This window comes from Endozoicomonas sp. ALB032, assembly GCF_049310125.1.
Taxonomy (GTDB): domain Bacteria; phylum Pseudomonadota; class Gammaproteobacteria; order Pseudomonadales; family Endozoicomonadaceae; genus Endozoicomonas_A.
Genome location: NZ_JBLYNW010000001.1, coordinates 1,455,380 through 1,470,950, shown reverse-complemented (window position 1 = coordinate 1,470,950; position 15,571 = coordinate 1,455,380). Strand labels below are relative to the sequence as shown.

9 protein-coding genes are annotated in these 15,571 nt (G+C 48.6%); 3 read left to right on the top strand and 6 right to left on the bottom strand.

Features of this window, described 5'->3' with window-relative positions; genetic code table 11:
* Nucleotides 1–6 precede the first annotated feature (6 nt).
* Together ACO6VG_RS04870 and ACO6VG_RS04865 are read right to left on the bottom strand one after the other, a co-directional pair.
* Nucleotides 7–1,545, bottom strand: a complete 1,539-nt coding sequence (locus ACO6VG_RS04870; RefSeq protein WP_422409803.1) for an HlyD family type I secretion periplasmic adaptor subunit — start codon at nt 1,543–1,545, stop codon at nt 7–9.
* Between the two features lie 57 nt (nt 1,546–1,602).
* Nucleotides 1,603–3,780: a type I secretion system permease/ATPase gene (locus ACO6VG_RS04865; RefSeq protein WP_422135857.1), complete on the bottom strand. Its 2,178-nt coding sequence runs from the start codon at nt 3,778–3,780 to the stop codon at nt 1,603–1,605.
* A 203-nt stretch (nt 3,781–3,983) separates the two neighbouring features.
* On the opposite strand from ACO6VG_RS04865, the gene ACO6VG_RS04860 reads away from it, so the two are divergent.
* Nucleotides 3,984–4,802 carry a hypothetical protein gene (locus ACO6VG_RS04860; RefSeq protein WP_422135856.1) on the top strand — a complete coding sequence of 273 codons (819 nt, stop codon included), beginning with the start codon at nt 3,984–3,986 and terminating at the stop codon, nt 4,800–4,802.
* 77 nt (nt 4,803–4,879) lie between these two features.
* Here ACO6VG_RS04860 and phoU read toward each other — a convergent pair whose 3' ends face one another.
* From phoU to ACO6VG_RS04840, 4 genes are all read right to left on the bottom strand, one after another.
* On the bottom strand, nt 4,880–5,605 hold the full coding sequence (gene phoU / locus ACO6VG_RS04855) for a phosphate signaling complex protein PhoU (protein ID WP_422472933.1): 726 nt from the start codon (nt 5,603–5,605) through the stop codon (nt 4,880–4,882).
* A gap of 38 nt (nt 5,606–5,643) precedes the next feature.
* A complete protein-coding gene (gene pstB, locus ACO6VG_RS04850; RefSeq protein ID WP_422472931.1) occupies nt 5,644–6,543 on the bottom strand; it encodes a phosphate ABC transporter ATP-binding protein PstB in 900 nt (299 codons plus the stop codon).
* 63 nt (nt 6,544–6,606) lie between these two features.
* Nucleotides 6,607–8,271 (bottom strand): phosphate ABC transporter permease PstA, encoded by a 1,665-nt coding sequence (gene pstA, locus ACO6VG_RS04845; RefSeq protein WP_422472929.1) that lies wholly within the window; start codon nt 8,269–8,271, stop codon nt 6,607–6,609.
* A gap of 15 nt (nt 8,272–8,286) precedes the next feature.
* Nucleotides 8,287–10,560 (bottom strand): ABC transporter permease subunit, encoded by a 2,274-nt coding sequence (locus ACO6VG_RS04840; protein WP_422135852.1) that lies wholly within the window; start codon nt 10,558–10,560, stop codon nt 8,287–8,289.
* A gap of 282 nt (nt 10,561–10,842) precedes the next feature.
* On the opposite strand from ACO6VG_RS04840, the gene ACO6VG_RS04835 reads away from it, so the two are divergent.
* Both ACO6VG_RS04835 and ACO6VG_RS04830 read left to right on the top strand, forming a co-directional pair.
* Nucleotides 10,843–13,083 carry an RING finger protein gene (locus ACO6VG_RS04835; protein WP_422472927.1) on the top strand — a complete coding sequence of 747 codons (2,241 nt, stop codon included), beginning with the start codon at nt 10,843–10,845 and terminating at the stop codon, nt 13,081–13,083.
* Between the two features lie 384 nt (nt 13,084–13,467).
* Nucleotides 13,468–15,561, top strand: coding sequence for an RING finger protein (locus ACO6VG_RS04830; RefSeq protein ID WP_422472925.1), 2,094 nt, complete (start codon nt 13,468–13,470; stop codon nt 15,559–15,561).
* The last annotated feature ends 10 nt before the right edge of the window (nt 15,562–15,571 follow it).

The following is a 15,571-nucleotide window of genomic DNA, read 5'->3' as shown; positions in this document are numbered from 1 at the left end:
AAGCGTCTATCGCTCAGTCAGAGCATTCTGTCTGGCCCTGAGAATTGGCTTCATCAAATATTCCATCAGGGTTTTCTCTCCGGTGATAATATCGATGTTAGCCTTCATACCCGGGATGATTTCCAGTGGTTTTTCAGGGTTGCCAAGCTGATTTTCATGGGTTCTGACGCGAACGATGTAGAAACTTTCCCCTTTATCATCCTTTATCGTGTCTGCGCTTATGTGCTCTACCAAGCCTTCAAGCCCTCCATAGACGGCAAAGTCGTAGGCGGTCAGCTTAACGACAGACTTCATGCCTTCCCTGAGAAAGCCTATATCTTTAGGAGCGATCTGGGCTTCAACCAGCAGGGATTCCTCTACCGGGACAATTTCCATGACATCCATTCCAGGCTGTATAACTCCGCCTACGGTTTTAACATTGATCTTTTTAACAATGCCTTCGACCGGCGAGCGAAGCAGTGTCCTGACTACCTGATCTTCCAGACTGGTTTGTGTTTCAGACATCTGGTCCAGTTTGACTTCAACGTCTTTCAGCTCCTGAACCACTTCTTCCCGGAATTTGACAGTCAGTTCTCGCTTACGTGCCAGGGCCTCCTGATAGGCTGCATTCAGCTTGGGAATGGAGAGTTCTGTCATCTTCTTCTCAGAGGCCAGATCGTTGACTCTCTGCCTGAGCTGAATCATTTCTACGTGAGAAATAACGCCTTGCTCAGCCAGAGGTTCGGTCAATTCCAGCTCCTCTTCTCCCAGCTCCAGACTGGTGGTTAAAAACTCCAGTTGTGACTCGGAAGCGGTCAGTTCGTGCTTGGCCTGAGAAGCTTGTTTGTTGACAATATCAAGCTCGGCTTTAAGACCGGCATCTCGTCTCTGGTAAATCTGTCTCTCTCGATCCACATAATCCTGGTAATGACTTAATTCGGGAGGAAATTTCAGTGGCTTGCCGGACAGTTCAGCACTAAGTCTGGCGGCTTTGGCCAGCTCACTGTAATACTCAACGGCACCTTCCCTGAAGGTGGACTTGAAGCGGGTGTCGTCCAGTTGCAGCAGCGGCTGCCCTTCCTTGACCAGCTCACCCTCCTGGACAAAAAGCTCTTCCAGTATGCCGCCTTCAAAGTTTTGAATGACCTGCAGATGAGAAGAGGGAACGACCTCTCCCATGCCCCGGGTGATTTCATCCAGTGGTGCCAGACTGGCCCAGGTGATGGCAGAGCCAATAGCCAGCAGCATGGTGTAAATAAGCAGCCTGCCGCCTCTTGGGGCTTTCATTAACATGGCAGCGCTGGTATCAGACATGTACTCCAGATCTTCTGCACTGACATTGTCTTCCAGTGAAGAAGTATTCTTCAGGTTTTCATCTTCTTCACTCTGCCTGTCCCGTTCTTCCAGCTCTTCGAGCACGGCTTCTTCGGTCAGAACTTCATGATCATCAGAACTCACTTCATACTCTGCCTCCCGGGACGGAGTTGTTGATTGAGTATTCGAAGTCTCATGAGGCTGATCTTCTGGTATTTCAGAAGTGTTTTTATCGTCCTTGTACTCGCTCATTGCACGATCCTGTTCAATCCATTCAAGGTCATTGGCAGCTCATTGCTGGCTGCAGGGTTACTCGATTTTGAGTTTGCCTTGCTTAAGGGCTGCGTGAACCTGATCCTTGGGTCCGTCCGCAACAATCTTTCCGTTATCCACCAGGATCAGGCGATCAACCAGCTCCAGCATGGAAGCCTTATGAGTGACCAGAACAATGGTTTTATCCTTGCATTGCTTTTTCAGTTGTTCTTTGACTCGCAATTCGGTGGTGTTATCCATGGAGCTGGACGGTTCATCAAGAACCAGGATTGGTGGGTCCATCAACAGAGCTCTGGCTAATGCGATACTCTGTCGCTGCCCGCCTGAGAGATTTTGTCCTCTTTCGCCCACGATCATATCCATGCCGTTTGGATGCTTGTTGGCGAATTCGGTAACACCGGATATTTCAGCCGCTTTCAGCAGAGCAGCGTCGTCAACGAAGCTGGCGCCGAGGGTGATGTTTTCCTTGATACTGCCATAGAACAGGGTGATGTCCTGAGAGACACAACCAATGCTGCTACGAAGGTCTGAAGGGTTGATCTGCCTCAGGTCAATACCATCGACCCGGATGGCGCCTTCATTGGGCTCATAAAGGCCAAGAATCAGCTTCTCTATCGTGGTTTTGCCAGAACCGATGCGACCGATAATAGCTACTTTTTCACCAGGTTTGATGTGCAGATTGATGTTTCTGAGGGCCTGGATCTCCTGACCCGGGTATGTGAAATCAACACCATCAAATTCAATGCTTCCGGCCAGCTCAGGACGATTGACATAGTCACGGTCTGCCGGACGTTCTACCGGCATGTCCATGATATCGTTCAGTCCATCCAGGGCTGATTTAGCCTGGTTGTAACGAGTGGCAAGACCTGCTACCTGAGCCATGGGGGCGAGGCATCGGCCTGACAACATAACGGTTGCAATCAGGCCACCCATACTGAGGTCACCCTCAGAAATCAGGAAAACACCGTAGGAGACCAGCGCAACGTTACACATCTGTTGAACATAAGCGCTGACCGTTGATGCGGAAGAACTCAACAATTTGGTTTTGATACTCCAGGTGGCTATGTGGCCGACCGCTTTTTCCCACTTGTACTGAATCTCGCTCTCTGCCTGGGCAATTTTCAGGGCTTCCATGCCTGAGAGGCTTTCAATCAAGGTAGCGTTTTTCTGGGAGTTGGAGCGCAGGGTTTTCTCAACGGAACGCTTGAGAGGGGCTTGAATAGCAAAACTGTAAATGGCAATCAGGGCCATACAGAGCAGGGGAATGTAAGCCAGTGGTCCACCCAGAATTAAAATCACCATCAATATGATCAGGGTGAAAGGGAGATCCACCAGGGCAATCACTGTTGATGAGGTGATAAACTCCCGAATGCTCTCAAATTCCTGAAGGCTCTTGGCAAAGGAGCCGACCGAAACCGGTTTGGCCGACATGCTCAAACCCAATACTCTCTCCATAACCCGGGATGAGAGCAATATGTCCGATTTTTTCCCGGCCAGGTCAATAAAATAACTTCGAATCATTTTCAGTACGAAGTCGAAGCTGAAGATAATAATGGCACCCACTGCCAGCACCCAGAGAGTATCAAAAGCCTGGTTAGGTACCACTCTGTCGTAAACATTCATGACAAACAGCGGGCTGGCCACCACAAAAATATTGATCAGTAGGGAAGCCAGCAGGACATCACGATAAATTCTCCAGGAGCCAAGAATCGTCCCCCAAAACCAATGTCGGGAGCGAATATTCAGCGTGGTGGGAGTACGCTTGTCATATCGGTGCTTTTCGCGAACATAGATGGTGTAGCCGGTATAGTACTCTTCCAGATCCGGGAGGTCGATGTTCCTGACACCTTCTCCGGCTTCAGGAATAATCACCCGGGCATTGCCTTCTTCATGATCGATATCAATCAGAATGCAGGCTTTACGTTCTTTCAGAAAAAGAACTGCAGGCGTTACCAGAGGAGAGATATCTTTCAACGCTCTTTTGTGAGTTTTCGACGCAAGACCCGCTCTTTGGGCTGCTCGGGAAAACAGCTCTGCGGTCAGTTTGCCATTTTCCAGAGGTAGTCCGGCACGAAGAGAGTCGTGAGAAAAGGGCTTTCCATAATGCTTGGTTAGAATACTGAGGCATTCCAGTAAAGGATCAAACTCCTTTTGACCGCTCTCGGGTATGCCCCACTCTTCGTTTGCATCTTCTGCAGCTGCACTGTAATTCATAGTTCATTGCCAATGAAATAAAAAATAAATAACAGAGGTACTGCTTATATCTGTTAAAAGGTTTCTGAATTAATACTAGCGTAGTTTATTGGTCTTAAATGATTAATAAGAAAGTAATTAAAGAGTGTCTTATATCTGACGTTTAATTGTTGTTAATGACATAAAATACTAAATATGATGCTTTTTCGGCATGGAGGTAGTTTGTGAGCTTTGAAGGAATTAAGTCTTTTGCTGCGAGCCATTTAAGTCTTTCCGGTTTTAAAAATGATTGTAAAAGATTATATGGAAAAATTTTTGGAAAACTGGTTCACGTCCTTGAAGCGCTATCGACGGCTTTAGATAAAGTCAGCAGATCACCCAGGACCGAATTGTCATTTAATAAGTCTATTTACAAACGCAAAACCGATCCCTGGAGTGTTGGGGTCAAACTTCATTACTGGCGCCTTGAACGAAATGAGCAGAGAGCAAGATTGTTGATGAATGACTTTCTGGAAAATCTGGTTGAAAGAGGTGCTGGGATCGAAGACCTTTCCTCCGATAAGGCTAAAGCATTGACAAGTGAGTTAATTGAGATCCTTCTTGAGCTGGACACCACTGTTTTTAAAGCATTTTCCATTGCTAAAGGTCGTAAAGCCGCAGTGGTTGATATGGGGCAGGCAATGGGTGCTCTTTTTGATGAGGTTAAAGATTCAATAGTCGGTAGCGAAAAATTAAAAGAGCTATTAGGTGAAAAAGGTTTTTTATATCACTTTGCTCGTGCCTGTAAACAGCTGAATTTTATTGAGGTGGATGAGAAATCAGAAGATGGCGAAGTATTCAAGGCTCGTGCAATCAATTGTTTGAGTATAAGAGGTCGCAACTTTGTGGAAAATACTTTGCCGTTTTACTTCGAGATGACGTACAGAGAGCTTCAGGATCAAAAAGAATCATTACAAAAACAAATTGATGAAGTATCTGCCGACGATAAAGATCTTCGGCCCATTACTGACCTCATTTACGAGAGATTTCGTTTGCAAGATTGAGTAATACCTTAAAAAACCCGAGTTCGTAACGCCTCGGGTTTTTATTCAATGGTATTCACAGAGCTCAATCTCAATGATCAACTCTTATCGAACACCTCTTCCTGAATTCTTTTAATACCAATGTGTCGTACATCTCTGCCTTTCACGAGATAGATAACGTATTCCGCCAGGTTGCGGGCATGATCGCCAATCCGTTCCAGTGATCTTAATACCCACATAATATTCAGAACCCGGGTAATGGATCTTGGGTCTTCCATCATGTAGGTGACCAGTTCCCTTGTGGCACTCTTGTATTCCCGGTCGACGGTTTTATCTTCCTTGGCAACCGCCAGAGCAAGATCGGCATCGAAACGGGCAAAAGCATTCAGTGCATCCTGCACCATCTGTCGTACATGGTTACCAATATGGCGGGTCTCGATATAACCTTTGGGCGCTTCGCCCTGTTCAGTGAGACTGATGGCAAAGCGGGCAATTTTTGCCGCCTCGTCACCAATTCTTTCCAGATCGGTCGCGGCCTTGGAGCAGGCAATCACCAGACGGAGGTCACTGGCTGCTGGCTGGCGTCTGGCCAGAATGCGGGAACATTCTTCATCAATGGCCAGTTCCATGAAGTTAATGTCGGTGTCTTTCTCGCAGACCTCAACAGCCCCTTCGCTGTCAGCATTGATCAGGGCATTGATCGCATCGGATACTTGCTTTTCAACCTGCCCGCCCATGGACAGGAGGTTGTTTCGTAACTCCTCCAGTTCATGATTGAATTGCTGGGAAATATGATGGCTAAGAAGTTCGCTTTTGGTATCCATGAGTTTTCCAGGTGCTTTCTTGGCAATAGCTATGGCATTTAGCCGTAACGACCGGTTATATAGTCTTCAGTTTGTTTCTTTTGTGGGTTTGTGAACAGCGTGTCCGTATCATCGAATTCAATGAGCTTACCCATATACATAAATGCTGTGTAATCAGAGACGCGAGCAGCCTGTTGCATATTGTGGGTAACGATGGCAATGGTGAATTTGGACTTGAGCTTGTTAATCAGCTCTTCAATTTTTAATGTTGAAATGGGGTCCAGGGCTGAAGCCGGTTCGTCCAGCAGCAGAACCTCAGGCTCCACAGCAATGGTTCGGGCGATCACCAGACGCTGTTGCTGACCACCGGACATGCCCAGGGCGCTTTCATGGAGGCGATCCTTAACTTCATCCCAAAGTGCTGCACTGCGCAGGGCCCACTCTACGACTTCATCCAGAACACGCTTTTTGTTGATGCCCTGAATGCGAAGACCGTAGGCGACATTTTCATAAATACTCTTCGGGAAGGGGTTTGGCTTCTGGAATACCATGCCAACACGACGGCGGAGGTCCGCGACATTGACGCCCTTCTGATAGATATCCTGGTTATCCAGCTGAATTTCACCTTTGACGCGGCAGCCTTCCACCAGATCATTCATTCTGTTCATACTGCGCAACAGCGTGGATTTACCACAGCCTGATGGACCAATAAACGCGGTTACCCTGCGTTTCGGAATGGTCAGGGAAATATCGTGCAGTGCCTGCTTCTCACCGTAAAACAGGTTCAAATTTCTGATATCCAGACATTTTTCTTCCTGCTGCAGGCTGAGCTTGCGACGGCTACGTCCCAGGCTGTCGAGATTAAACGCCGGAGTTGAGCTGGTCTCCTCGGGAGTGGCTCTACTCTTTTGGTTCTCTGTCCGGGTGGGTGTATTCAAGTCCAGTGCCTCATCCAGCATGATGTTACCTTTAATTAAACCTTCCTGGCTCAGTCAGGGAAACTTTTTTGTAGCAAATTAATCTCACGCTTCCAGACTCTTGTATTTTTCACGCAAATGGTTGCGAATAGCTACTGCTGAAAGGTTAAGAACCGCGATGACAATAACCAGCAGCAGAGCGGTGGCGTAAACCAGTGGTCTGGCCGCTTCTACGTTAGGACTCTGGAAGCCGACATCGTAAATATGGAAGCCCAGGTGCATGAATTTCTGATCCAGATGCAGGAAAGGATAATTAGTATCCAGAGGCAAGCTGGGAGCCAGTTTCACCACGCCAACCAGCATCAGAGGTGCAACTTCCCCAGCGGCACGGGCAACAGCCAGGATCAATCCTGTCATCATGGCAGGGCTGGCCATGGGCAGAACGACTCGCCAGAGTGTTTCTGCTTTGGTCGCCCCCAGCGCCAGACTGCCCTCACGGACAGAGCTTGGAATGCGTGATAGCCCCTCCTCGGTGGCAACAATAACAACAGGTAATGTTAATAAGGCCAGAGTAATCGATGCCCAGAGTAATCCCGGTGTACCAAAGGTCGGTGCTGGCAGTGCTTCCTGGAAAAATAACTGGTCAATCTGGCTTCCGGCAAAATAGATGAAGAAACCAAGACCAAATACACCGTACACAATGGAAGGGACGCCCGCCAGGTTGTTTACGGCCACGCGAATAGTTCGGGTCAGCCAACCCTGATTGGCGTATTCGCGGAGGTAGACCGCCGCTATTACACCAAAAGGGGTCACGATGATCGACATCAGAATCACCATCATGACCGTACCGAAAATGGCCGGGAAAACCCCTCCTTCCGTGTTTGCTTCTCTGGGGTCGTCAGTGATAAATTCGCCGACTTTGTCGAGATAGAAAAGTATCTTCCCGGTCAGTGTCATGGCATTGGGTTTATAGGCCCGGACGATTTTGCCAAAAGATTGCTCAATCTCTGTACCATCAATGGTTGTAACCACCAGACTATCACGATTGAAAGCCACATAAAGATCACCCAGCCTGGCTTCCATCACCTTATATTCAGCCTGAAATACCCTGCGTTGTGCTTCGATATCGGCGAGGGCCTGAGGGGTATCTGTACCATTAAGTTCGAGGGCTCGCTGTTCCAAACGGAGACGCTCCAGCTTGCTGTTGACTGAACCTATTTCGTGCTTTTCGATGGCGTAGATTTCGTCGTAGATAGACAGGGCTCTGTTCAGTCTCTTCTGGAACTCTGGCCAGGCTGCTTCACCTTCTACAACAACTTTGCCATCCTGTTTGATGTTGTTCAGATAACCGTAGAAGTTACCCCACTCCCTGCGTTCCAGAGCAATGATATTTTCAGGGTAACGGCGATTCTCAAGCCAAAGATCAATGACCCAGGCAAAGTCTGAGCCTGAAACATCTCTGTTACCGACTTTCAGCAGATCACGGGTCAGTGTTTCCATTCCCTTTGGTACCGGCAGACCTGCCGCCTCAAGGCGGGTTGCAGAAACAGTTTCAGTGTCTGCTATTTCTCCAGCAATCAAGCGGGCTTCCTGGCCGGGAGGGGCATAGTCTGCCACCAGAATTTGTGCTGGCCAGAAGTGACCCAGACCCCGGATCGCTATCAAACCCAGAAGGCCGACAACAAGAATCACACTGATGGCCACCGCTCCGGCATTAAGCCAAACCCAGGGGGAGCCAGTCTGGTACCACTTGGTTATTTTATTACTCATGTTCCGGCTCCTTCCTTAAAGCGAACTGTACTTCTTGCGCAGTCGATGACGAACCATCTCGGCAGCGGTATTAACGACAAAGGTGAACAGGAAAAGCACCAGTGCAGCAAGGAATAGAATTCGATAGTGGCTGCTGCCGACTTCGGATTCAGGCATTTCAACAGCAATGTTGGCAGCCAGGGTTCTCATGCCTTCGAAGATATTGGCGTCCATGATGGGCGTGTTGCCGGTAGCCATCAGTACGATCATCGTTTCACCCACGGCGCGGCCCATACCAATCATCACGGCAGAGAATATGCCCGGGCTGGCGGTCAGCAATACCACCCGCATCAAGGTCTGCCAAGGCGTCGCACCCAGTGCCAGAGAGCCATAACTCAGATGTTTGGGAACACTGAAAATGGCATCCTCAGCGATAGAAAAAATGGTGGGGATCACTGCAAAGCCCATTGCCAGTCCCACTACCAGAGCATTGCGCTGATCGTAAGGAATGCCCAGATCAGTGGTCAGCCAGGTTCTCAGGTCACCATCAAAGAAGGTTGCTTCAATGGTACCGTTCAGGTTCATGGCAATAGCACCACTGATCAGTACCACAGGGATGAGCAGGGCTGCTTGCCAACCCTCCGGGACGGCGTGGCGGATTTTACCGGGCATGGAGTCCCAGGCAAAAGCAAAGAGCAATATGCCGATTGGAACAATCAACAAGAGTGCAAATATTCCTGCCAGACTGTTTTCGATCAGGGGGGCCAGCCAGAGACCGGCCAGAAAACCCAGAATGACCGTAGGCAGTGCTTCCATCAACTCAATGACAGGCTTTACTTTACGACGCATGGCTGGCGCCATGAAGTAAGCCGTATAGATGGCTCCGGCTATTGCCAGAGGTGTAGCCAGTAACATGGCGTAAAAGGCGGCCTTGAGAGTGCCGAAGGCCAGAGGGGTCAGGCTCAGCTTTGGCTCAAAGTCATTATTCGATGCAGACGACTGCCAGATATATTCAGGCTTCTCATAACCCTCATACCAGACTCTACCCCAGAGAGCCGACAAGGATACTTCCGGATGTTCATTTTCAACACGCCAGAATTCGGTAGAGCCATTGCTACTCACCAGCATGTAGTTGCTACGGGGGGCAATAACCAGTTGCTCAACAGGACCGTCGGTCAGCTTCTCAGTCAGCAGGGTTCTGTTGGCTGTGGTGTAGAAGATGCCAACATTACCCTTGTCATCGGCTGCCAGAAAGCCCTTGCGGCGATGCTCAGGCACTATCTGCATAATAGGTTCACCGGCCAGCTCGAACTCGCGAATTCTTTGCAGGTGCCACTGGTTTTGTTCATCTCTGACCATGAACCACTGGCTGACCATGCCGGTGTCATCGCCTATCAGCAGAGAAACTCCACCCAACAGGAATGTCATGGTTGTTACTCTGGCCGAGTCGTTAGTCAGGTCAGTCTCTGACACGACGTGAGGCTGATTGATGTTGCTGATATCGATCAGTGTCAGGCCATCAGCACCGGATTGAACAAAAAGCCAGTGCTGATCCGGAGCAATCAGTACATCGTGAACAGGTCCATCCACTTCGGGCAGAGTGACACTCATTTCTTCAAGCGTGACTTCTTCCGTCAGGAAGTTTTCTTCCTTGCTAAAAGCGGTCATATAGAGGCGCTTGTCACCATAACCGGTGAGTAGCAGCTGATCTTCACTATCACTGATACTCAGGTGTGAAACAGCCTCATTATCCGTTATCAGATCAATCGCTTCCTCACCATATGGGTAGGTGACCCTTGGCGTGATCAGCCTCTTGTCATCAGGCCAGGTAATTTGATAGCCGTGCTTGAAAATGATGACCTGACCATTACTCAGACCCGCAGCCAGGAGGTTGCTATCGGATGGATCATTGTTAATTGTGGTGACTGAGGTCCCGGCAGGAAGGGGCAGGGAATAGCGATATTTCTGCCCTCCGGTTCGGGTGGATGAAAAAGTCAGGGCACCGTCGGCAGTGATGGAAAAAGCCAGTTCAGCCTGTTCTTCCATACTCTGATAGAGAGGGCGCTGCTCCCCTGTGATCGTCTGTGTCCAGGTACTGCTTTGTTCAATTTCTGCACTTTTGAATAAAGGCCCAACTTCGTACAGAAGATAGATGAAGATCAGCAGAATGGCGGCAATAACACCGAGGCCACCGACGGCTACACCCCACCGGGTCAGGTGATCTTTGAGAAAGCGAAGTGACTGATGACGTTTATGAGCCGGGGTGTTGTAATCGACACCAGGGCTGTCTTCTATTATTGGTTGGTACATGGCACTGGTCGCAGAGATTATTGAGCGTACCTTAAAAGGTCTGTGTTACAGAAATATGACAGAATTGAAAAAAATGGGAGTTGAGTACTCAAGCCGCCACTCTCAGTATCTTGGAACAGTATACCCGGTATTGAGCGATAGATAGCCGTGACCGGACACGCTGTCTGAAAAACACCGCAGCCAAACCGCACTCTATTCAGTATCAGCTACACTGAGGCTCCAGCTGAAGAAAAGCGAAAATTTGTGTGCAACTTAAAACCGTTTTCTTTCATATTTACATTCTTGATCTCTCTGGCAGCCAGTGGATTTGCTGCTGACAACTCTCAAGGACTTCTTATTGGTATTCCCGCAACGCAAGAAGGAAAGGCAAAGCAATGGTTTGATGCGCCCTCACAAGCAAGGTCAACTGATGACGTTAAAGTTGCCCTCCTGTCATCTCTGTGGCAGTGGCTAATCTCTTCGGAGAATGTTAGTGAGAAAAGAGAGAAAAACAGCACAGGCTTTGCACTGCCGGAATGGCCCACATCAACACCTGAATCCGCCTTGCGATTATCAGGAGGCAGATTTCCACCCGACCCACCACCTCCACCATTTATGCCGGGTATTCCTGGCAAGGGATTGTTTAATAGGCCTGACTGTCAGTTTGACTACCTGTCAGCTCTGTTCAGGATCGGGCAGTGGTTGAAACAATGGTTTTATGATGGATATCGCAGCACTCCCGGACAATTCGTTACTGACACAGATTTATCTGCGGCTTTGACAGAGATTTCACAGAAGAGGGTGTTCAGCAGTTCGTTATTCCGTCAGGCGCCGTTAGATGCTTCGGAACTGCTTGCTCAACTATCGGGGAAAGATTTGTCTGGTCACAGGCAGTTGCATCAGCCAGAAACAGTTTTGTTGTATCCCGTTTTTATGCTGCCTCAATCTGATTTGGATGACTTTGAAGAAGCGCAGGGGGTTGAATATGTTGGGGAAACTTGCAGAGCATGCCGGAATAACTTTGAAGAATCTGACGACCTGGTGAAAACGTCGTGTTTGCATTTGTTCCATATGGACTGCCTGAAACGGTGTCTAACAAAAGAAATTAACATGAAAGGCAACCATTTATGTCCATATTGTCGGCAGGATCAGAGTGCTCTGGGTGACTTTCTGATCCAGAAAGAAATGCAAGAGGTGGCTCATATTGTGAAGGAAATGCTATTAGAGAGAGGAACCTGGCCTGAGAATGACAGGTATATCTATGAAAGGCTGATTCGTGCAGGAGTCAGCAATGATCCGGCCATCGCTGAGCAGGTGCGGGCACTTTGGCCATTAGTTAATTTTTACTCTGTGCGGCATCTGGTGTCACAGGTGCAGGCAGAGAGAGCGACCTGGCCTGAAAATGATGGGCATATCTTTTTAGAGATGAGAATTGCAGAAGGTATCGATGATCCAGACATTGCTGAGCAGGCGCGGGTACTTTGGCCGTTAGTTTGTTTGTTCTCCCTGCAACATCTGACGACACAAATACAAGCGGGGAGAAGGGCCTGGCCTGACGATGACTGTCCTATCTATCTACGGTTGAGAATGGCACTGGACAGCAATGATCCGGCCATTGTTGAGCGGGCCCGGGCACTTAAGCCAACAATTTTTTTGTACACCGTGCAGCATCTGGTGTCACAAATGCAGGCAGGAACAGGGGTCTGGCCAGACGAAGAGGATGAGCATGCTGTCTTCGAAATGCTGAATGTTGCCTTATTTGGTACTGATGACCATTTCTTGGCAGGCCTGAGTGTTGGGTTAAATCTTGGGTTATTTGGTACTGATGGAACCATCGCTGAGGCATGGAGGGATGGCGATAACGCAGCCACTTTTGAGCAGGCAAGTGCACTTTATCCATTGGTGAATTTGTACTCTGCGCAGCATCTGATGTCACAAGTGCAGGCTGGGAAAAGGAGTTGGCCCGGAAGTGATCTCCTGGGGTCGTTGCGGGGATTAGTAAATAGCCCTGATCCAGCCATTGCTGAGCAGGCACGGGCTATTTATCCATTAGCTAATTTGTACGCTTTACAATATCAGGTGTCACAAATGCGGGCAGGGAGAGAGACCTGGCCAAATAATGACTGGCATATCCATGAAAAGTTGAGTATTGCAAAAACTAGCAATGATCTGGCTGTTGCTGAGCAGGCAGAAGCACTTGAGCCATTGGTTAATTTTTACTCTGTCAGGAATCTGTTGTCGCTGAGGCAGGCTTGGGGTGATATCTGGCCTGATGACGACAGTGATATCTATACAAGGTTGAGAAGTGCACAAGGAAGCGATGATCCGGCCATTGCTGAGCAGGCACGGGCACTTGAGCCAGCCGTTAATTTTTGCTCCGTGCAGAACCTGGTGTCACGAATGCAGAGAGGATTAAGGATCAGCTGGCCTGAAGATGATAATAGTGTCTATTTAAAGTTGAGTAGTGCAGAAAAATGCACTGATCCGGCCATTGCTCAGCAGGCGAGGGCACTTAAACCATTAGTTGATCAATATAAGAGATAAGTCGTCAGGGAATTGATTCCGGGCTGCTTTTTCAGCGAGACCTCTCTGCTTCAATATCTCAGGCAGGTGTGCCCGCACTATGAGCTACACTCAGGCTCCGACTGAAGAAGAGCGAAAGTTTGTGTGCGACTTAAAACCATTTTCTTTTGTAAGTTCTTGATCTCTCTGGCAGTCATTGGATTTGCTGCTGACAACTCTCAAGGACTTCTGCTCGTCGTCGTAAATGGGACGTCTGATCAGGAAGCTTGTCTGATATCCGATTTTGTCTACTTTGTGCCTGAAGGCGCTCTGCTCTTGCCCTCACCAGTAAGGTCAACTGATGACGTTAAAGGCTCATTTCTCCAGCAGCCCGTTTTCTTCCTATCATCTCTGTGGCGGTGGCTAATGTCCTCGGAGAATGTTCCTGAGGAAAGAGAGAAAAATGGCACAGGCTTTGCACTGCCGGAATGGCCCACATCAACACCTGAATCCGCCTTGCGATTATCAGGAGGCAGATTTCCACCCGACCCACCACCTCCACCATTTATGCCGGGCCTTCCTGGCAAGGGATTGTTTAATAGGCCTGACTGGCAGCTTGACTACCTGTCAGCTCTGTTCAGGATCGGGCAGTGGTTGAAACAATGGTTTTATGATGGATATCGCAGCACTACCGGTCAATCCGGACAATTCGTCAGTGACAAAGATTTATCTGCGGCTTTGGCAGGGATTACACAGAAGAGGGCGTTCAACAGGTCGTTATTCAGTCAGGTGCCGTTAGATATCTCGGAACTGCTTGCTCAACTATCGGGGAAAGGTTTGTCTGGTCACAGGCAGGTACATCAGCCAGAAACAGTTATGTTGTATCCCGTTTTTATGCTGCCTCAATCTGATTCGAATGACTTTGAAGAAACGCAGGGGGTTGAATATGTTGGGGAAACTTGCGGAGCATGCCGGAATAACTTTGAAGAATCTGACAACCTGGTGAAAACGTCGTGTTTGCATTTGTTCCATATGGACTGCCTGAAACGGTGGCTAACAAAAGAAATTAACATGAAAGGCAACCATTTATGTCCATATTGTCGGCAGGATCAGAGTGCTCTGGGTGACTTTCTGATCCAGAAAGAAATGCAAGAGGTGGCTCACATTGTGACGGAAATGCTTTTAGAAAGAGGGACCTGGCCTGAAAATGACAGGTATATCTATGAAAGGCTGATCCATGCAGGAGTCAGCAATGATCCGGCCATCGCTGAGCAGGTGCGGGCACTTTGGCCATTAGTTAATTTTTACTCTGTGCGGCATCTGGTGTCCCAAGTGCAGTCAGGGAGAGCGACCTGGCCTGACAATGATGGGCATATCTTTTTAGAGTTGAGAATGGCAGAAGCTATCGATGATCCGGAAATTGCTGAGCAGGTGCGGTCACTTTGGCCGTCAGTTTGTTTGTACTACCTGCAACATCTGATGTCACAAATAGAAGCAGGGAGAAAGACCTGGCCTGACGATGACAGTGTTATCTTCCTACGGTTGAGAATGGCACTGGACAGCAATGATCCGGCCATTGTTGAGCAAGCACGGGCACTTAAGCCGGCAATTTTTCTGTATTGCGTGCAGCATCTGGTGTCACAAATGCAGGCAGGAACAGGGGTCTGGCCTGAAGATGACGATAGTGTCCTCGAAATGCTGAATGTTGCCTTATTTGGTACTGATGAACATTTCTTCCTGGACGTGAATATTGCGAAATTTGGTTCTAATGGAACCATTCGTGAGGAATTTAGGGGATATGGCGATAATGCAGCCACTGCTGAGCGGGCCAGTGCACTTTATCCATTAGTGAATTTATACTCTGCGCAGCATCTGATTTCACAAGTGCAGGCTGGGAAAAGGAGTTGGCCTGGAGACCGGAGTGATCACCTGGGGTACCTGGGGTCGTTGTGGAGATTAGAAAATAACCCTGACCCGGCCATTGCTGAGCAGGCACGGGCCATTTATCCATTAGCTAATTTGTACGCTTTACAATATCAGGTGTCACAAATGCGGGCAGGGAGAGAGACCTGGCCTGAAAATGATAGGGGTATCCATGAAAGGTTGAGTATTGCAAAAGCTAGCAATGATCTGGCTGTTGCTGAGCAGGCAGAAGCACTTGAGCCATTGGTTAATTTTTACTCTGTCAGGAATCTGTTGTCACTGAATCGGGCTTGGGGAGATATCTGGCCTAATGACGACAGTGATATCTACACAAGGTTGAGAAGTGCACAAGGAAGTGATGATCCGGCCATTGCCGAGCAGGCACGGGCACTTGAGCCAGCCGTTAATTTTTACTCCGTGCAGAACCTGGTGTCACGAATGCAGAAAGGATTGAGGGTTAGCTGGCCTGAAGATGATAATAGTGTCTATTTAAAGTTGAGTAGTGCAGGAAAATGCACTGATCCGGCCATTGCTCAGCAAGCGCGGGCACTTAAACCATTAGTTGATCATTATAAGAGTAAGTCGTCAGGGAATTGATTCCAGGCTG

What these genes read in the sequence shown, in the direction of transcription:
- ACO6VG_RS04870 (WP_422409803.1), bottom strand. Translation starts at nt 1,545, where the DNA reads ATGAGCGAGTACAAGGACGATAAAAACACTTCTGAAATACCAGAAGAT.
- ACO6VG_RS04865 (WP_422135857.1), bottom strand. Translation starts at nt 3,780, where the DNA reads ATGAATTACAGTGCAGCTGCAGAAGATGCAAACGAAGAGTGGGGCATA.
- phoU (WP_422472933.1), bottom strand. Translation starts at nt 5,605, where the DNA reads ATGGATACCAAAAGCGAACTTCTTAGCCATCATATTTCCCAGCAATTC.
- pstB (WP_422472931.1), bottom strand. Translation starts at nt 6,543, where the DNA reads ATGCTGGATGAGGCACTGGACTTGAATACACCCACCCGGACAGAGAAC.
- pstA (WP_422472929.1), bottom strand. Translation starts at nt 8,271, where the DNA reads ATGAGTAATAAAATAACCAAGTGGTACCAGACTGGCTCCCCCTGGGTT.
- ACO6VG_RS04840 (WP_422135852.1), bottom strand. Translation starts at nt 10,560, where the DNA reads ATGTACCAACCAATAATAGAAGACAGCCCTGGTGTCGATTACAACACC.
- ACO6VG_RS04830 (WP_422472925.1), top strand. Translation starts at nt 13,468, where the DNA reads ATGTCCTCGGAGAATGTTCCTGAGGAAAGAGAGAAAAATGGCACAGGC.